This is a genomic window from Synechococcus sp. BIOS-U3-1, assembly GCF_014279975.1.
In the GTDB taxonomy this organism is placed as follows: Bacteria; Cyanobacteriota; Cyanobacteriia; order PCC-6307; family Cyanobiaceae; genus Synechococcus_C.
On record NZ_CP047936.1, the window covers coordinates 1,155,578 to 1,171,768 of the forward strand.

At 56.9% G+C, this 16,191-nt stretch carries 20 protein-coding genes; 14 read left to right on the forward strand and 6 right to left on the reverse strand.

Annotated elements, in window-relative coordinates:
• The first annotated feature begins 31 nt into the window (after positions 1-31).
• The 7 genes from glpX (at position 32) to SynBIOSU31_RS06045 (ending at position 6,974) form a co-directional block, all read left to right on the forward strand.
• Positions 32-1,036: a class II fructose-bisphosphatase gene (glpX, locus tag SynBIOSU31_RS06015; RefSeq protein ID WP_186492543.1), complete on the forward strand. Its 1,005-nt coding sequence runs from the start codon at positions 32-34 to the stop codon at positions 1,034-1,036.
• Positions 1,037-1,067: 31 nt separating this feature from the next.
• The gene (locus SynBIOSU31_RS06020; RefSeq protein ID WP_186492544.1) at positions 1,068-2,381 is read left to right on the forward strand and encodes a glutamyl-tRNA reductase; all 1,314 of its coding nucleotides are present in this window, start codon (positions 1,068-1,070) and stop codon (positions 2,379-2,381) included.
• A gap of 131 nt (positions 2,382-2,512) precedes the next feature.
• A complete protein-coding gene (locus SynBIOSU31_RS06025; protein WP_186492545.1) occupies positions 2,513-3,808 on the forward strand; it encodes a glucose-1-phosphate adenylyltransferase in 1,296 nt (431 codons plus the stop codon).
• Between the two features lie 87 nt (positions 3,809-3,895).
• Positions 3,896-5,314, forward strand: a complete 1,419-nt coding sequence (gene gndA, locus SynBIOSU31_RS06030; RefSeq protein WP_186492546.1) for an NADP-dependent phosphogluconate dehydrogenase — start codon at positions 3,896-3,898, stop codon at positions 5,312-5,314.
• Positions 5,315-5,324: 10 nt separating this feature from the next.
• On the forward strand, positions 5,325-6,041 hold the full coding sequence (pgl, locus tag SynBIOSU31_RS06035; protein ID WP_186492547.1) for a 6-phosphogluconolactonase: 717 nt from the start codon (positions 5,325-5,327) through the stop codon (positions 6,039-6,041).
• A complete protein-coding gene (locus tag SynBIOSU31_RS06040; RefSeq protein ID WP_255477390.1) occupies positions 6,038-6,610 on the forward strand; it encodes a CIA30 family protein in 573 nt (190 codons plus the stop codon). The genes pgl and SynBIOSU31_RS06040 overlap by 4 nt, the downstream gene beginning before the upstream one ends.
• 1 nt (position 6,611) lies before the next feature.
• On the forward strand, positions 6,612-6,974 hold the full coding sequence (locus tag SynBIOSU31_RS06045) for a hypothetical protein (RefSeq protein ID WP_186492548.1): 363 nt from the start codon (positions 6,612-6,614) through the stop codon (positions 6,972-6,974).
• A gap of 17 nt (positions 6,975-6,991) precedes the next feature.
• Here the strand turns inward: SynBIOSU31_RS06045 and ilvD are convergent, their stop codons facing one another.
• Genes ilvD through SynBIOSU31_RS06060 form a run of 3 tightly spaced genes read right to left on the reverse strand, consistent with a single transcriptional unit; the run spans position 6,992 to position 9,667 of the window.
• Positions 6,992-8,662 (reverse strand): dihydroxy-acid dehydratase, encoded by a 1,671-nt coding sequence (gene ilvD / locus SynBIOSU31_RS06050; protein WP_186492549.1) that lies wholly within the window; start codon positions 8,660-8,662, stop codon positions 6,992-6,994.
• Positions 8,663-8,717: 55 nt separating this feature from the next.
• Positions 8,718-9,011 (reverse strand): hypothetical protein, encoded by a 294-nt coding sequence (locus SynBIOSU31_RS06055; protein ID WP_186492550.1) that lies wholly within the window; start codon positions 9,009-9,011, stop codon positions 8,718-8,720.
• Between the two features lie 38 nt (positions 9,012-9,049).
• Positions 9,050-9,667 carry a uracil phosphoribosyltransferase gene (locus SynBIOSU31_RS06060; RefSeq protein WP_186492551.1) on the reverse strand — a complete coding sequence of 206 codons (618 nt, stop codon included), beginning with the start codon at positions 9,665-9,667 and terminating at the stop codon, positions 9,050-9,052.
• A gap of 87 nt (positions 9,668-9,754) precedes the next feature.
• On the opposite strand from SynBIOSU31_RS06060, the gene SynBIOSU31_RS06065 reads away from it, so the two are divergent.
• From SynBIOSU31_RS06065 to SynBIOSU31_RS06075, 3 genes are read left to right on the forward strand one after another with little or no spacing between them, the layout of a single operon-like run.
• Positions 9,755-10,285, forward strand: a complete 531-nt coding sequence (locus SynBIOSU31_RS06065) for a pentapeptide repeat-containing protein (RefSeq protein ID WP_186492552.1) — start codon at positions 9,755-9,757, stop codon at positions 10,283-10,285.
• Positions 10,285-11,397, forward strand: a complete 1,113-nt coding sequence (gene cobW, locus SynBIOSU31_RS06070; RefSeq protein WP_186492553.1) for a cobalamin biosynthesis protein CobW — start codon at positions 10,285-10,287, stop codon at positions 11,395-11,397. The genes SynBIOSU31_RS06065 and cobW overlap by 1 nt, the downstream gene beginning before the upstream one ends.
• 50 nt (positions 11,398-11,447) lie before the next feature.
• On the forward strand, positions 11,448-11,810 hold the full coding sequence (locus SynBIOSU31_RS06075; protein ID WP_186492554.1) for an MliC family protein: 363 nt from the start codon (positions 11,448-11,450) through the stop codon (positions 11,808-11,810).
• Positions 11,811-11,852: 42 nt separating this feature from the next.
• Here the strand turns inward: SynBIOSU31_RS06075 and SynBIOSU31_RS06080 are convergent, their stop codons facing one another.
• Together SynBIOSU31_RS06080 and SynBIOSU31_RS06085 are read right to left on the reverse strand one after the other, a co-directional pair.
• Positions 11,853-12,461: a hypothetical protein gene (locus SynBIOSU31_RS06080; RefSeq protein ID WP_370593687.1), complete on the reverse strand. Its 609-nt coding sequence runs from the start codon at positions 12,459-12,461 to the stop codon at positions 11,853-11,855.
• Positions 12,462-12,530: 69 nt separating this feature from the next.
• Positions 12,531-13,079, reverse strand: coding sequence for a methyltransferase family protein (locus SynBIOSU31_RS06085; protein WP_255477391.1), 549 nt, complete (start codon positions 13,077-13,079; stop codon positions 12,531-12,533).
• Positions 13,080-13,146: 67 nt separating this feature from the next.
• On the opposite strand from SynBIOSU31_RS06085, the gene SynBIOSU31_RS06090 reads away from it, so the two are divergent.
• Entirely contained in the window at positions 13,147-13,848 is a 702-nt protein-coding gene (locus tag SynBIOSU31_RS06090; protein WP_186492555.1) for an SDR family NAD(P)-dependent oxidoreductase, read from the forward strand.
• Here the strand turns inward: SynBIOSU31_RS06090 and SynBIOSU31_RS06095 are convergent, their stop codons facing one another.
• Positions 13,849-14,232 (reverse strand): hypothetical protein, encoded by a 384-nt coding sequence (locus tag SynBIOSU31_RS06095; RefSeq protein WP_186492556.1) that lies wholly within the window; start codon positions 14,230-14,232, stop codon positions 13,849-13,851.
• Positions 14,233-14,299: 67 nt separating this feature from the next.
• On the opposite strand from SynBIOSU31_RS06095, the gene purS reads away from it, so the two are divergent.
• Genes purS through SynBIOSU31_RS06110 form a run of 3 tightly spaced genes read left to right on the forward strand, consistent with a single transcriptional unit; the run spans position 14,300 to position 16,182 of the window.
• Positions 14,300-14,554 carry a phosphoribosylformylglycinamidine synthase subunit PurS gene (purS, locus tag SynBIOSU31_RS06100; protein WP_255477392.1) on the forward strand — a complete coding sequence of 85 codons (255 nt, stop codon included), beginning with the start codon at positions 14,300-14,302 and terminating at the stop codon, positions 14,552-14,554.
• Positions 14,551-15,204 (forward strand): phosphoribosylformylglycinamidine synthase subunit PurQ, encoded by a 654-nt coding sequence (gene purQ / locus SynBIOSU31_RS06105; protein WP_186492558.1) that lies wholly within the window; start codon positions 14,551-14,553, stop codon positions 15,202-15,204. The genes purS and purQ overlap by 4 nt, the downstream gene beginning before the upstream one ends.
• 3 nt (positions 15,205-15,207) lie before the next feature.
• Complete coding sequence (locus SynBIOSU31_RS06110) at positions 15,208-16,182, forward strand: S66 peptidase family protein (RefSeq protein ID WP_186492559.1); 975 nt, start codon at positions 15,208-15,210, stop codon at positions 16,180-16,182.
• Positions 16,183-16,191 lie beyond the last annotated feature (9 nt).

The window sequence follows — 16,191 nt, forward strand, 5'->3', positions numbered from 1 at the left end:
CTCTCCGCATTTAGTTCCCCGCCGCACACCAGTGGATCGCACTCTCATCCAGGAAATTCTTGAGGTCGTTGAGCAGGCGGCCATCGCCTCTGCCGAGCTCACAGGCCTCGGCCAAAAAGACGAGGCTGATGCCGCTGCGGTGGAAGCCATGCGCAAACGCATGGGTCAGATCGAAATGCAGGGCCGGATCGTCATCGGAGAAGGCGAGCGTGATGAAGCTCCCATGCTCTACATCGGTGAAGAAGTCGGCTCAGGCAAAGGCCCTGGCGTTGACTTTGCCGTTGATCCCTGCGAAGGCACCAACCTTTGCGCGAACAACCAGCGCGGATCAATGGCTGTGCTCGCAGCATCAGATCGTGGCGGCCTGTTCAATGCTCCTGACTTCTACATGAAGAAGTTGGCAGCTCCTCCGGCAGCTAAAGGCAAGGTGGACATTCGCAAATCGGCGACGGAAAATATCAAAATTCTCAGCGAGTGCCTTGGCATCGCTGCAAGTGATCTCACCATTGTGGTGATGGATCGAGCTCGTCACAAGAGTTTGATCGCTGAAATCCGTGCGACTGGTGCCAGGGTTCAACCCATTTCCGATGGTGATGTGCAAGCTGCCATTGCCTGTGGTTTTGCTGGTACTGGTACCCATTGCCTCATGGGCATCGGAGCAGCTCCCGAAGGTGTGATCTCAGCAGCGGCTATGCGGGCTCTGGGTGGCCATTTTCAAGGTCAGTTGGTTTATGACCCGGCCATCGCTCAGACCTCTGAGTGGGCTGATATGACCAAGGAAGGCAACTTGGCGAGGCTTGCCGAGATGGGTATCACCGATCCCGACAAGATCTACGAAGCTGATGAGCTCGCTTCTGGTGAGCACGTGATCTTTGCCGGAAGTGGGATCACTGATGGGTTGTTGTTCCACGGCGTTAAGTTTGAGAGTGACTGCACTCGCACAAGCAGCCTGATCATCAGCAACCTTGACAACACCTGCCGTTTCACCAACACGGTTCATATCAAGGATGGAGCTCAAAGCATCGCTCTGAGCTGATCTCCTTCTTCAAGCAGCGAGGGTTTTCTCCATGCACATCGCCGTTGTCGGCCTCAGTCATCGAACGGCACCGGTTGAAGTGCGCGAAAAGCTCAGTATTCCTGAGCAAACCATGGAGGAATCCCTGCAGAACCTGCGGGGCCATGACCAGGTGCTTGAGGCTTCGATTCTCAGCACCTGCAATCGTCTTGAGATTTATACCCTTGTCCGCAATCCTGAGCTGGGAATTTCAGCTGTCAGAGAGTTTCTGAGTGGACATTCCGGACTCGCTACAGGAGATCTGAAACCTCACCTGTTCACCTTCCACCATGAGGATGCCGTTGGTCATCTGATGAGGGTTGCGGCCGGTCTTGACAGCCTGGTCCTCGGGGAGGGGCAGATCCTGTCTCAGGTCAAGAAAATGATGCGCTTGGGCCAGGAGCACAAATCGCTCGGCCCGATCCTCAATCGATTGCTCACTCAAGCTGTGAGCACTGGAAAAAGGGTTCGCAGTGAAACCAATCTTGGGACTGGTGCAGTCTCTATTAGTTCTGCGGCAGTTGAACTCGCTCAGTTAAAGCTGGGTCAGAGCCGTGGTTTGGACGATCTGCTCACCCTTGAGGATGAACAGGTGGCCGTTGTCGGTGCTGGCCGGATGAGTCGTCTTCTGCTTCAGCATCTGAAGGCGAAGGGTGCTTCAGGTGTTGTGGTTTTGAACCGCACCGTGAGCCGCGCAGAGGCCCTCGCCGCCGACTTCCCTGATTTACCTGTGCATTGTCGGCCACTGGAAGACCTTGATCACTGCCTCAGCACCTGCTCGCTGGTCTTCACCAGCACGGCAGCAGAGGATCCAATTATTGATGGCAGTCGTCTGCAGCAGTTGAATCGTCGCAGTTCCCTGCGGCTGGTTGATATTGGCGTTCCCCGCAATATTCACGCTGATGTGAAAGGGATCACCGGTGTTGAGGCTTACGACGTCGATGATCTCAAGGAAGTTGTCGAACGCAATCAGGAAGCCCGTCAGCAGGTGGCGCGAGAGGCGCAGGGACTGCTTGATGAAGAGGCAAGGCTTTTTCTGGAATGGTGGGACAGTCTGGAGGCAGTCCCGACCATCAACCGGCTTCGTTCTTCTCTGGAGTCGATCCGGTCGGAAGAGCTTCAGAAGGCGCTTAGCCGCATGGGACCTGATTTCTCTGCCCGTGAGCGGAAAGTGGTGGAAGCTCTCAGTAAGGGCATCATCAACAAGATCCTGCATACCCCTGTGACATCACTGCGTGCGCCGCAGCAGCGCAGCGAACGACAAAATTCTCTGATCGTGGTCGAGCGTTTGTTTGATCTGGTGCAGGATGACGAGCAGGAACGCTGAGAGATTTCAGCCTCAGAAGTTCCCTGTCTAAATTTGATTCCCAGCATTCTTGTCGGATCTGGCCCATGCATTGGTTTAGAGCACCAAAAGTCCGGTAGGTTTGCCCGGCAAAGCCGATCTGCGGGGGCGGCATGAAGCGTGTTCTGGCCATCATTCTTGGGGGAGGAGCGGGAACGCGTCTATATCCCCTCACCAAGATGCGGGCCAAGCCCGCGGTTCCTTTGGCCGGCAAGTACCGACTGATCGACATCCCGATCAGCAACTGCATCAATTCCGACATCAACAAGATGTACGTGATGACGCAGTTCAACAGTGCGTCCCTGAACCGTCACCTGACCCAGACGTTCAATCTCAGCAATTCCTTTGGTGGTGGATTTGTCGAGGTCCTCGCCGCTCAGCAGACCCCCGACAGCCCTTCGTGGTTCGAAGGTACAGCCGATGCAGTCCGTAAATATCAGTGGCTGTTCCAGGAGTGGGACGTTGATGAATATCTGATCCTGTCCGGGGATCAGCTGTACCGCATGGACTACAGCCGTTTCATCGAGCATCACCGTCGTACGGGGGCGGATCTGACAGTTGCTGCTCTGCCGGTTGACGCCAAACAGGCTGAATCATTTGGCCTGATGAGAACCGATAACGACGGCAACATTCAAGAATTCCGCGAAAAGCCCAAGGGTGACTCCCTGCTTGAGATGGCAGTGGATACTGCACGCTTCGGGCTGAGTCCCGAATCTGCCCAAGAACGTCCCTATCTGGCTTCGATGGGGATCTACGTGTTCAGTCGTGAAACATTGTTCGATCTTCTTGATGGCAACACCAATCACAAGGATTTTGGCAAGGAAGTGATTCCTGAATCGCTTGCTCAAGGTGACAAACTCCAGAGTTATGTCTTTGACGATTATTGGGAAGACATCGGCACGATTGGTGCGTTCTATGAGGCCAACCTTGCTCTCACACAACAACCACAACCCCCATTCAGTTTCTACGACGAGAAATTTCCGATTTATACAAGGCCTCGTTACTTGCCCCCAAGCAAATTAGTTGATGCCCAAATCACCAATTCAATTATCGGCGAGGGGTCGATTCTGAAATCCTGTAGTGTCCATCACTGTGTTCTAGGTGTCCGCAGCAGACTCGAGTCTGATGTGGTGATTCAAGACACACTCGTCATGGGTGCTGATTTCTTTGAGTCAAGTGAGGAGCGCGCAGTCCTCAGAGAGCGAGGAGGCATTCCCCTCGGAGTAGGTCAGGGCACCACAGTTAAGCGAGCCATTCTCGACAAAAATGCTCGGATTGGTTCCAATGTTTCCATCGTGAACAAGGACCATGTTGAAGAGGCTGATCGCCCAGAGCTCGGCTTTTACATCCGTAATGGAATCGTGGTCGTTGTCAAAAATGCTTCGATTCCTGATGGAAGCGTGATCTGATCACTCATTCCTGACAGAGGCTGCTCATGTTGCAGCCGATCTCGGTCGCAGTGGTCACACTGTCATCAGTGAATGGTTCAGCTGAGCATGTCCAAGGCCCACTTCGGTCTGATTGGTCTAGGCGTGATGGGGGAAAACCTTGTCCTCAACGCTGAGCGCAATGGCTTCTCGAGCGTCGTTTACAACCGTACTTATGCCAAGACCGAAGAATTTCTTGCTGGTCTGGGTGCTGGCAAGAACATTCAAGGAGCTACGGACCTTCAGGATTTCACCAACAAACTCGAACGTCCACGACGCATCCTGATGATGGTGAAGGCCGGTGGGCCTGTGGATGCTGTCATTGAACAAATTTCTCCTTACTTAGATGAGGGAGACCTCTTAATTGATGGTGGTAACTCGGAATATCACGACACCGAGCGTCGTGTAGCTGAACTGGAAAGTAAGAGTTTTGGCTTCATTGGGATGGGCGTCTCCGGTGGCGCCAAAGGTGCGCTCGAAGGGCCGAGCATGATGCCTGGAGGGACCAAGTCGTCCTATGACGCCATCGAAAGCCTGGTTTGCAAGATGGCTGCCCAGGTTGAGGATGGGCCCTGTGTCACTTACATCGGACCGGGAGGCTCAGGTCACTTCGTCAAGACCGTTCATAACGGCATCGAGTACGGCATTGAGCAGATCTTGGCCGAGGGGTACGACCTGATGAAACGGGTCGGTGGCATGAGCAGCCTCGAGATGGCGGATGTGTTCGCGCACTGGAACAGCACCGAGGAGTTGTCGTCCTATCTCGTTGAAATCACCGAGGTGTGTTTACGCACCATGGATCCGGATGATGGCACCTCGCTTGTCGAGAAGATCCAGGACAAGGCCGGCCAGAAGGGAACGGGTCTTTGGACAGTGGTCAGTGCTCTGCAGATGGGGGCCTCGGTGCCCACGATCTACGCCGCTCTCAATGGACGGGTCATGAGCTCCATGAAAGACCAGCGCATTAAGGCGGAGTTGATTCTGAAGGGGCCGGCTATTCAGTCCTTCGATATGGGCTCATCCGCCGATGGCATGGCTCCTCTGATGGATGCCATGGTTCTGGCCTGTATGGCCAGTTACGCCCAGGGAATGGAGTTGATGCGGATTGCCTCCGCTGAGCACAACTACAACCTGAATATGACTTCAATCGCACAAATCTGGAAAGGAGGTTGCATCATTCGTGCTCGCTTGCTCAAGCGCATTCAGGATGCTTTCAACGCCAATCCTCAGCTGGAGAACCTGTTGATCGATCCCTGGTTCGCCGATCAGGTGAACCGCCGTTTGCCCGGGTTGGCCAAAGTGGTTGCCGGTGCAGCCGCTGCCGGTGTTCCAGTGCCCTGTCTCAGCAGCACACTCGATTACATCAACAGCTATCGCACGTCACGCCTTCCCCAGAACCTTGTGCAGGCAATGCGTGACTGCTTCGGGTCCCACACCTATGAGCGCGTGGATAAGGACGGCACTTTCCACACCGAGTGGCTCAACTGAGGAAGACGCGATGAGTTCTTATCGCATCGAGCAGGTTCAGTCGGCCCAGGATCTTGCTCGGCGAGCCGCCGAGCACATCGGATCGGCCATCGACCTGGCCCTTGATCAGAGGGATCGAGCGCAGATTGCGTTGTCTGGAGGCACCACCCCTGCATTGGCGTATGCATTGCTGGGTCAGGAACATCTTCCCTGGGACAGGGTTGACGTGTTTTTGGGCGACGAGCGATGGGTGGCCGCTGATGACGAATCAAGCAATGCACTGATGTTGCGCAAGACCTTGCTCAAGAGAGATCAGCCGGGTGCTCGCGCCTGTTTTCATCCCGTTCCGACTGTTGAATTGGCGTCTCCCGAAGCCAGTGCCGATGCCTTTGCCGAGCTGGTAGCCAAGGTCTGTCAGGGCGAACCCCCCGTGTTTGATTTCATGTTGCTTGGGCTTGGTGATGACGGCCATACGGCGTCTCTGTTCCCTGGGACGGAGGCTCCCGCAGTGCACGATCGCTGGACCACCATTGGCCGGGGTAAAGGACTTGAGAGAATCACACTGACCGCCCCTGTCCTCAGTGCTGCACGCCAGGTGGTGTTTCTTGTCAGTGGACAGGCCAAACGTCAGGCTCTGTCTCGACTGATCGATGCTGATGAATCTGCAGAGCGCACACCTGCCAAGCTGGTTCAGCCGGGTTCCGAAATTCTCGTACTCGCCGATCAGGCTGCTGCTCAAGGTCTTTGACGACACCTCACCACCACCAGCCACCGGAAATTCGAGTGATCGCTACCGGTGAGTCCTTTCGAGACTGGGCCAGTCTGAACGACACGATCATGGGAGGGTCCAGCAGTGCTGGCTGCCGATTCAGTGATCAGGGCCTTGTTCTCGAGGGCGAGGTTGTCAGTGCAGGGGGCGGTTTTGTGAGCTGCCGTTCACCGGTGTACCGACCGCCCCTGGATCTCAGTTCCTACGCCGGGTTGCGTTTGAGACTGGATGGGGAAGGGCGCAGTTTCAAGTTCGCGGTTGCCTGCCGGGATCGTGTGTTCGGACTCACCGAGCTGATACCAGGTGGATTGCGATGGGTCACGACGGTTGCCACAGAGTCAGCGGATACCACGGTTGTTGAGGTTCCCTTTGACAGTCTCAAGCCTGTGGTGCGAGCGAAACCTGTCAGTCTTCCGGTTCGCTTTGATCCGTCGTGCATCACCCGTCTTCAGTTGCTGCATTCACGTTTCGGTGACGATGGGGAGCCAAATCCCGGTTATCGAGCGGGTGCGATCAAGCTCTTGATTCGCTCGATTGAAGCGTTTTGAGATGAGTTCATGCTCTGCTCTAGAGACGTTGATCGCCTCCGCTGCCGATCTATGCCGTAAGCCAGTTGTTCATGCTGTCTTGTCTGCCGAGGATGCAACGCTCGACGATTATCGAGGACGGATCGAATCTCGTGATGGAGATGGAAAGCGTCTCGAAGAGCTCGATCTTGAGCTGGAGGTGTATCGCAGTGGCGAGGATCTCAATCTCACACTTGCCTGGGTTGATCAACCTGCAAGGCCAATTCTCTGGCATGGTCACCACCCGGTTTGGATGGATGGGGAGACTGGCAAGCGCTGTTCGGCTCCAGCCGACGGGGCACCACTGGAATCCCTCGCTCGACGTCTCAGGGCTCTGTTGGACTGATTAAGGCTGGTCAGTGCTTAGGGCTGATCGGTGACCGCGCCCCTGCTACTGGAACTCACCAGACGTGCGTATTTGCCAAGGATGCCGGTTCGATAGCGGGGAGGTGGACTGTTCCAGGCAGCGCGTCTGCGCTCCAGTTCGGCTTCATCCACGTTGAGTTGCAGCAGGAGTTGATTGGCGTCAACAGTGATGCTGTCTCCCTCTTCGACCAGTCCGATGTTGCCACCGACCGCGGCTTCAGGGGCAACATGCCCCACCACCAGTCCGTAAGAACCACCGCTGAAGCGCCCGTCAGTGATCAGGGCCACTTTCTCCCCAAGCCCCTGCCCGACAATGGCTGCAGTGGGTGAGAGCATCTCGCGCATACCAGGACCGCCCACCGGACCCTCATAGCGGACGACCACGACATCACCAGCTTTGATTTTGCGGTCAAGAATGGCTTCAAGACAAGTCTCTTCACTTTCAAAGACCCTGGCTGGGCCAGTCAGCACTGGAGATTTGACGCCGCTGATCTTCGCGACACTTCCCTCAAGCGCAAGGTTGCCCTTGAGAATGGCTAGGTGTCCCTTCTGATAGATGGGTTTGCTGATGGGACGGATGACATCCTGATCAGCAGGAGGTTCTGACGGCACATCTTCGAGTAGCTGCGTCAACGTCTTGCCCTCGATCGTCCGGCAATCGCCATGCAGAAGACCTGCATTCAGCAGCAATTTCATCACCTGAGGGATACCACCTGCTCTGTGAAGGTCCACGGTGACGTAACGACCGCTCGGCTTCAGATCACAGAAGACAGGAACTCGCTGGCGGATTTGTTCAAAGTCATCGATGTTCAGTTCGACTCCGGCCGTTCTTGCGATGGCGAGCAGGTGCAGAACCGAGTTGGTTGAGCCGCCAACGGCCATGATCACGCTGATGGCGTTTTCAAAGGCTTCCCTGGTCAGCAAATCCAGGGGCCTGATGTTCGCTTTCACCGCCTCAACGAGGACCTCCGCAGAGCGGGCTGCACTGTCGGCTTTTTCAGCATCCTCCGCCGCCATTGTTGAGCTGCACGGGAGACTCAGCCCCATCGTTTCGATCGCTGCACTCATTGTGTTGGCAGTGAACATGCCGCCGCAGCTTCCTGCTCCAGGACAAGCGTTCTTTTCGACGGCCATCAGTTGGTCCATGTCGATCTTGCCGTTCGTGAGCTGACCCACGGCTTCGAAGGCACTCACCACGGTGAGATCGCATCCCCCGAGTTTTCCCGGCTTGATCGTGCCGCCATACACAAAAATCGCCGGGATGTTCATCCGGGCCATCGCCAGCATGGCTCCGGGCATGTTCTTGTCGCATCCGCCCACGGCAAGCACGCCATCCATGCTCTGGCCGTTGCAGGCCGTTTCGATGGCATCGGCAATCACTTCACGGCTGACGAGGGAATACTTCATGCCCTCGGTTCCCATGGAGATCCCGTCACTGACAGTGATCGTTCCGAACATCTGCGGCATGCTTCCGGCCAGTCTTGCTGCCGCTTCCGCACGCTTCGACAACTCGTTCAGGCCCACATTGCAGGGCGTGATTGTGCTGTATCCGTTCGCGATCCCGATGATGGGCTTGCCGAAATCCTGGTCTTCAAAGCCCACGGCTCTCAGCATCGCCCTGTTAGGGGAACGTTGGATCCCCTTGGTGACGGCATCGGAGCGGAGCATGGACTATCTCGCGTTTTGGCGAATCACTTCGGTCAACCTACCGGCCGCTCTGTCACTACCTGGAGCCGAGATCTTCAAGTTGACGGCGTACATCTGCAATCGCTGAATTCAGCTGTTCGACTCGAGCTTCCAGGTGGCTCTCGGTCTCTGGCTCAGGTCGATCCCCCGCACTGAATGCCTCACTGCCGTCCTGCATGCGCGGTGCGTAAAGCATCGAGCGCTGGTTGCGGAGGCGACGACGGCGGTCAGCTTCGGAGAGCAGCCACCAACCCAAGCCTGCCGCTCCCAGAACAGCGCCACTGACCAGGGTGGCCAGAGTTCCTGATGCCGAGTCCTGCTGCCGCGCCATGGGCTTCCTTTGAGTGTGTTCAGCTGAATGTGTTCAGCCTAGTTCGGCTGTGCTGTTCTGATTCCCAGTCGTTGCAGTGGATCACCGATTCCTGGAAGGATCCGGTCTTGCTCATCGAGCTCGGCATCGATGCAGGCTGTGTGGATGGTGATCTCCGGGTACGTCTCACCGATGCGTTTCAGGCCAGGACTGGAGGTGAGTGCTGTGATCACACGCAACCTCGGTGCTTCTACGCCAAGCCGCTCCAGCTGCTCCAGGAGATCGATTAGTTCATCTCCATGACGGATCTGATCCAGAAGCAGCACCACACCGGCCTGGGTTTCAATCGCTTCCGGCAGTCCGCCAAGGCACAGTTCGGCGCTGGGCAATACCTGGCGGGCACCTTCCCAAAGCTGAAGTCCCCCCGGGAACATCGGCACAGCCAGCAGTGGAACTGCTGTCTCAATCACGGTTCCTTCCGTGCTGCCCAGTGGAGTCTTCACCACTTCCTTGCGATGAGGTAACCAGTCACGGATTGCTTCATAGCTGAGCCAGCGACCCACCTCTTCCATGGCTGTTCGGAACAACGCAGCTGGTGTTCCCTCATGCCTCAGCACTGTCAGCCAGTGGGCGATAAGGGGATGGGGCGGTACCACCACCCGGAGAGTCTTGGCCATGACGCGTGGCTGGGCAGTGGTCTGCCATATCGTGACCGCTCAAGTTACGGCAGTTGTTCCTAGGACCCTGTCGAGCGCTTACCCCCCATGGTCTTGTCTGCTTTGCTTCGATCTGTCTCCCGCCACTTTTTTGCTTCGTTGGTTTGTGGCCTGCTCGTCTTAACAGGACTGGTGATCGGAGGTGATGCGGCTGGCGCGATTACGGCTCCGGAGCTGCGCGGGCAACGCGCTGTTCAGGACATCACGGCCGATATGCATGGACGCGATCTCAAAGAGAAGGAATTCCTCAAGGCCGATCTCCGTGAGGTGAACCTGAGCGAGACCGATTTGCGTGGTGCTGTGATCAACACCTCTCAGCTGCAGGGTGCTGATTTGCGTGGAGCTGATCTTGAGGATGTTGTTGCTTTCTCAAGCCGCTTCGACGGAGCTGACCTGCGCGATGCCAATTTCACCAACGCGATGTTGATGCAAAGTCGCTTCAACGACGCTGAAATCGAAGGCACGGATTTCACCAACGCGGTGATCGACCTTCCTCAGCTCAAGGCTCTTTGCGGTAGAGCGACTGGTGTGAACAGTCGTAGTGGTCTCAGCACCCGTGAATCCCTGGGGTGTCGCTGATGCCCTCACGGCTCCCTGTCACCGTGATCACCGGCTTTCTTGGTGCAGGCAAGACAACTCTCCTTCGACACCTTCTTGTGAATAGCGGCCAGCGCCTGGCTGTGATGGTCAATGAATTCGGCTCGGTGGGTCTGGACGGCGATCTAATCCGCAGCTGTGGGTTCTGCCCTGAAGACGAGGTAGAAGGTCGGTTGGTGGAGCTCAATAACGGCTGTTTGTGCTGCACGGTGCAGGACGACTTCCTGCCGACGATGGAGACATTGCTTCAGCGGTCTGATCAGCTCGACGGAATTGTTGTGGAGACCAGCGGTCTGGCTCTGCCTAGACCGTTGTTGAAGGCTCTTGAGTGGCCAGCCATCCGTAAGCGGGTGCATGTGAATGGTGTGGTCACGGTTGTCGATGGGGAAGCTCTTAGTGCCGGAAGCCCTGTTGGCGATCCCGCCGCCCTCGAACGTCAGCGTCAGCAGGATCCCAGTTTGGATCACCTCACCGCCATCGACGAATTATTTAAAGATCAGCTCGAGGCGGCAGACCTTGTTCTGATCAGTCGATCTGATCGACTCGATGGTCCGCAGTTGGAGTTGGTGCAACAGCAGCTTGCTGAACGGGTGAGGTCAGGAGCTGGCACCTTGGCGATCAGTCGCGGCATTGTCGATCCAGCGCTTGTGCTGGGGATGGATCTCTCCCAAGAGTCCAAGCTCGTCGACGGTGACCCCCAACAGGGCCGCGATGGTCATGAACACGACCACGACCACAACCACCAACAACATCACCACGACCACCACCATCACGATCACACCCATGTGGAGGCGGTCAGTGGTCAGATTCGACTCGAGGGATCCTTCGATCGTGGGCAACTCGAACAGCTGCTAAGCAGTTTCGTGATCGCCCACGATGTGATCAGGCTCAAGGGTCGACTCTGGATTCAAGGAAAAACTCTTCCTCTTCAGATCCAGATGGTTGGTCCTCGTCTGGAGAGCTGGTTTGAGTCGGCTCCGATTGAGGCCTGGAAGCCGTCCGGATCACAAGGTCTGGAATTGGTGGTGATCGGTTTGCAAAACGATTCCACCCGGCAATTAGAAGAACGCTTGAATCAAGGGTGCTTGCAATAAAACTGGTTGCATCAAGACTGTCAGCAGAAGACTTCTTTGCAGAACATTTGATGCTGTTGTCTTGGTTTGCTGCAGCGGTTCTTCTTGGGGGGCTCTCGAGTCCACATGGATCCGTCAGGGCCGATGAACCGAAGCTTCAAACGGGGTCAAGGGTGAGATACCTCTGCAGCGGGGGTGAGCGGCTTGAGGCGACCTACTACCAGCTCCGCGATCGATCTCTGGCGTTTGTGCGTCTGCGACTTCCCGAAGGGCGTGAGCTCACATTGCCTCAAATTGCGTCGGCATCGGGAGCTCGATTCAGTGCTGAGCAGGATTTCACCTGGTGGATCAAAGGCACTAGCGGTTTCCTTCAACGGCGCGATGCTCAGGGTGAGTGGCAGGTCACGTTGAAGGACTGTGATTCAACGACTTAGAGAGCAGCAGCTCGATCAGCCGGAGTGGTTGTGTTCGATCCTTTAGTTACGGACTTCCAATTGATCGGTACCGCTGCGTTTGATCAGTTGAGCCAGCTTGAGCATGTCGGACCTGTTGACCAGGCCGATGCAGCCGAGTGTGCCGCTGTTCGCATTCCGCAGTCCTGCGCTGGGATCGAGGTGAATCCCAAGCACTCTGCGGCCGGTGGTGAAGGTGGGCTCGATGCTGATCCACACAGGACCAAGTTCGGGGTAATGGCCGTCGACCAACGGTTCGACGACCCCCACGCTGTATCGACCAATGGGCAAGGGAGCACGGCTACCCAGCTGGTCACGATTGGCGTTCTGACGGTTGGCACGGCCACTGAGGGCGTCGAAGCGACGCGGGGGCTCACCTGGAATATCAATCATGAGATTCCAGATGGGATCTCCGGTTGTTTGTAGACGCCGATCGGTGCGCTCTAGAACAAGAGTGGGTACGGGATCTGGCTTCGGCTGTTCAGGCTCAAGCAGGGCCATCAAGGGCTGCCGTTTCAACGATTTGGTCTCAGCCCTTGCTTCCGGCATCAACGCTGCACCTGCCAGAACCATGGCCAGGGTCAGGCCTGAGAACAGGCGGCTGAACAGAGGACGAGTTCTGGCGATTTGCATCCCGTTTGCAGAAAAACGAGCCTTTCATAAGGGACCTGATTATTGCTTGATGAATGAATAAACGGTTGTTCAGCTGGCCTCGAGTCGTCGCCAGTCCAGGCCTGGGCAATGGGCAACGATGGCTGCCGTTGCCTTCATGTAGTCCGCGTAGGAGGGAATCTCGCGAAGCAGTGCGAGTTCCTCGCGTCGTGCTTTGCCTCTCAAGACGGTGACTAGCAGCAGAAGCAGCAGGAAATGCAACATGCTTCCCAATGCGATCACTACTCCCAGAGAACAGACCAGAACCGCTCGGTAGAGGGGATGCCTGCAGCGTGCGTAGACCCCTGTGGTAACAAGACCGGCGCCCGGTTTCGGGTCCGGCAAGGGAGAAAGGCTGGGACCCAGTGTCAGGACCCCCTGGACGGCCAGGCCCAGACCGATTGCCAGGGTGATGAGGCCCATGAGTTGAGCCGTATGAGGCCAGGAGACCCCGAAGATCCACGGCTTTGGCCATGCAGGGAGCAGGTGACAGGTGATCAGGGCCAGCTGTGCCATCAACCACCACTCACCGCGACGGTTATTGAACCAACCGTCCCAGCTCAACCCCCAGCCTGTGAATGCTTGTTTCCAGTCGGTCACGGCAGGGGGGCTCCACTACGGCTGGCCCTCGATGGGACCATGCTCCAATCCTGACCTCCCATCAACCATGAGAACCGTCGTGATCACAGGTTCCAACAGGGGGATCGGAGCCGCGGTAGCTCGCACGCTGATCAAGCAAGGTCAGAGACTTTGTTTGGCAGTGCGTGATCCGGAGAGCCTGTCAGGAACTGATCTGGATCCAGATCAGGCTCCCGCTCAACTCATGTCATGCCCTTATGACGCTCGCGTTTCAGAGGATGCTCAACGGGTCGTGGAGATGACCTTGAACCGGTTTGGATCTCTGGACACGCTCATTCACTGCGCTGGAATCCTGCGTCGGACGCCCCTGCTGTTCAGTGAGGAGCAACGTGCTGAACCAGATGAACTCTGGAACGTGAATGTGATGGGTCCCTGGTGGTTGACTCGGGCTGCCTGGCCTGCCCTTGTTGACTCTGGACAGGGTCGAATTCAGGTGCTGGTTTCGATGAGCGGCAAGCGCTGCAAAGGGTCGCTTGCTGGGTACACGGCGTCCAAATTCGCACTGATGGGCCTCTGCCAGACCATGCGCAATGAGGGCTGGGACAAGGGCATTCGTGTCACCGCTGTTTGTCCTGGTTGGGTCAATACCCAGATGGCCGCTGGGGTCAAAATGCCGCCCGAGCAGATGACACAGCCCGAGGATCTGGCAAGTCTCTGCGCGCACCTGCTCACGCTTCCATCGGCAGCAGTGCCGTTTGAGTGTGCCGTTAATGCCTCGCTGGAGCGCTGATCAATCCAGAGGGATTTCCCCTCGGGCGCAAATGTTGTTCCAGCAGAGAGTCCGTTCGGCGATCCAACGGGCCTGAACGCCAGTCCAGTTGCTGTTGTCATTCAGCTGCATCTTCATGTGGCCGCTGCCGTCATGGTGAAAGCGCACGATCTGCTTCTCGAACGCGAGCTGCCAGCTGGTTCCTGGTTGATCGCTTTCGTAACGACAGTCTTGCCACGTTTGATGTTGTTGCCGGCATTCAATAGTCACGCTCACGGCTGGCCTGGCTGGTGCAGCCAGGCCGAGTCCCGTGGCTAGCAACATGCTGACCTGGCTCAGTGTGCGGATGAGGTGAGCCAGTGGATGGTTCACGGACTGGCCTTTGCCGCAAGGTTCTTTTTTCAACCTGCATTTGGTTGGACGAATGCGGACCCCTGGCCTGTCAATATTTAACAATTGCTGCTCAGAGCCCGTGCCGCGTTACCAAGCCCGCGTTCTGGTGCACCTGCGCCCATCGGTTCTCGACCCTGCCGGTGAGGCTGCCAGGGCGGCCGCGTCTCGTCTTGGTGTGGATGGTGTGGAGCGACTGCGCATCGGCAAAGCCGTGGAACTGGAGCTGGAGGCATCGGACGAGGCGGAAGCACGGCGAAACCTGGAGCTGCTCAGTGATCGGCTGCTTGCCAATCCTGTGATTGAGAACTGGACTCTTGAGTTGACCCAGTCATGACCATCGGGGTTGTCGTTTTTCCGGGGTCGAACTGCGACCGTGATGTTCGCTGGGCGACCGAGGGCTGCCTGGGAATGCCAACGCGATACCTCTGGCATGAGGATCGGGATCTGAGCGGCCTTGATGCGGTTGTTCTTCCCGGTGGATTCAGCTATGGCGACTATCTGCGCTGCGGTGCGATCGCCAGGTTCGCTCCGGTCCTTGAATCACTGCTCAGTTTCGCCTCATCCGGTGGACGGGTTCTGGGTATCTGCAATGGTTTCCAGGTGTTAACGGAATTGGGCCTTCTGCCTGGAGCGCTCACTCGTAATCGCGATCTTCATTTCATCTGTGAGGACACCGCTCTCTCTGTGGTCAGTGATCGATCGCCATGGCTGTCTTCCCGTGTCCGTGGAAGTCAGTTTTCCCTGCCGATTGCCCATGGAGAAGGCCGCTACCAATGCAGCGATGACACGCTCAAGCAGCTTCAGGATGATGACGCCATCGCTTTGCAGTACTGCGTAAACCCCAATGGGTCCGTGTCCGATATTGCCGGCATCACGAATGCCACGGGTTCGGTGCTTGGTCTGATGCCTCATCCTGAGCGCGCCTGTGATCAACAGACAGGAGGCATTGCAGGTCGAGCCATTCTGGAAGCACTGCTCTCCTGATCCATGCATCGTCGTTCTCTTCTGGCGCTGGCTCTCTGCGCCGGCTCGGGAGTTGCTGGGTCCTGGGCTGGAGGCCATCCCAAAACCGTTCCCAGGCCACGTCAACCTCGGCCAGTGTCTCCACTACGTCGTGGTTCACGGCTGAGAGCCATCAATCCAGGCACCTGGATGGACCCCGACACGGATTTCACGCCATTGCTGCAGCGTTGCGCAGCCCAGGGATGGAGTCTTGAAATTCCAGAGAGCGTCAGAGGTCAGTGGCAATGGTTTTCTGCCACTGATGCTCAGCGACGTGAATCAATCGAGGAGGCCTGGAACGATCCCACTCTCGATGGCGTGGTTTATGTGGGAGGTGGCTGGGGTGCCGCGCGCGTGCTGGAGTCTGGGCTGCATTTTCCCGATCGACCCTTCTGGTCTCTTGGATTTTCTGACAGCAGTGCCCTGTTGCTCGCCCAGTGGCAGGCCGGTCTACTGGGAGCCATCCATGGCTCTGCCTGGGGAGTGGAGGACCAGTGGCAACGCACGGTTGACCTGCTGAGCGGACGCCCAACGCAACCTCTGCAAGGACGAGGATTACGCGGTCGAATGGCCCGGGGGCGTCTGGTCGTCACGAACCTCACGGTTGCCACCCATCTGATTGGTACTCACTGGTTCCCTTCGCTCGAAGGAGCAATTCTTGTATTGGAGGATGTAGGTGAAGCGCCCTATCGAGTGGATCGAATGCTCACCCAGTGGCGCAGCGCTGGTCTGTTCAAGGGTTTGGCGGGAGTGGCCTGTGGTCGTTTCCGCTGGACAGAAGACGACGTTCTTCCTGGCGATTTCTCCATGGATGAAATCCTTGAGGAACGTCTCGGTGATCTCGGCGTTCCTCTGGTGATGGACCTTCCGCTTGGTCATGGTCAGCCGAATCTCGCACTCCCTTTAGGGCGTAAAGCGTTGCTTGATGCATCTTCAGGACAACTCACACTGCAGACCTGAAGGGCTTCT

Excerpts from the sequence above, each read along its gene's own strand:
- SynBIOSU31_RS06020 (WP_186492544.1), top strand. The coding sequence starts at position 1,068 with ATGCACATCGCCGTTGTCGGCCTCAGTCATCGAACGGCACCGGTTGAA.
- SynBIOSU31_RS06025 (WP_186492545.1), top strand. The coding sequence starts at position 2,513 with ATGAAGCGTGTTCTGGCCATCATTCTTGGGGGAGGAGCGGGAACGCGT.
- gndA (WP_186492546.1), top strand. The coding sequence starts at position 3,896 with ATGTCCAAGGCCCACTTCGGTCTGATTGGTCTAGGCGTGATGGGGGAA.
- pgl (WP_186492547.1), top strand. The coding sequence starts at position 5,325 with ATGAGTTCTTATCGCATCGAGCAGGTTCAGTCGGCCCAGGATCTTGCT.
- SynBIOSU31_RS06045 (WP_186492548.1), top strand. The coding sequence starts at position 6,612 with ATGAGTTCATGCTCTGCTCTAGAGACGTTGATCGCCTCCGCTGCCGAT.
- ilvD (WP_186492549.1), bottom strand. The coding sequence starts at position 8,662 with ATGCTCCGCTCCGATGCCGTCACCAAGGGGATCCAACGTTCCCCTAAC.
- SynBIOSU31_RS06055 (WP_186492550.1), bottom strand. The coding sequence starts at position 9,011 with ATGGCGCGGCAGCAGGACTCGGCATCAGGAACTCTGGCCACCCTGGTC.
- SynBIOSU31_RS06060 (WP_186492551.1), bottom strand. The coding sequence starts at position 9,667 with ATGGCCAAGACTCTCCGGGTGGTGGTACCGCCCCATCCCCTTATCGCC.
- SynBIOSU31_RS06065 (WP_186492552.1), top strand. The coding sequence starts at position 9,755 with ATGGTCTTGTCTGCTTTGCTTCGATCTGTCTCCCGCCACTTTTTTGCT.
- cobW (WP_186492553.1), top strand. The coding sequence starts at position 10,285 with ATGCCCTCACGGCTCCCTGTCACCGTGATCACCGGCTTTCTTGGTGCA.
- SynBIOSU31_RS06075 (WP_186492554.1), top strand. The coding sequence starts at position 11,448 with ATGCTGTTGTCTTGGTTTGCTGCAGCGGTTCTTCTTGGGGGGCTCTCG.
- SynBIOSU31_RS06080 (WP_370593687.1), bottom strand. The coding sequence starts at position 12,461 with ATGCAAATCGCCAGAACTCGTCCTCTGTTCAGCCGCCTGTTCTCAGGC.
- SynBIOSU31_RS06090 (WP_186492555.1), top strand. The coding sequence starts at position 13,147 with ATGAGAACCGTCGTGATCACAGGTTCCAACAGGGGGATCGGAGCCGCG.
- purQ (WP_186492558.1), top strand. The coding sequence starts at position 14,551 with ATGACCATCGGGGTTGTCGTTTTTCCGGGGTCGAACTGCGACCGTGAT.
- SynBIOSU31_RS06110 (WP_186492559.1), top strand. The coding sequence starts at position 15,208 with ATGCATCGTCGTTCTCTTCTGGCGCTGGCTCTCTGCGCCGGCTCGGGA.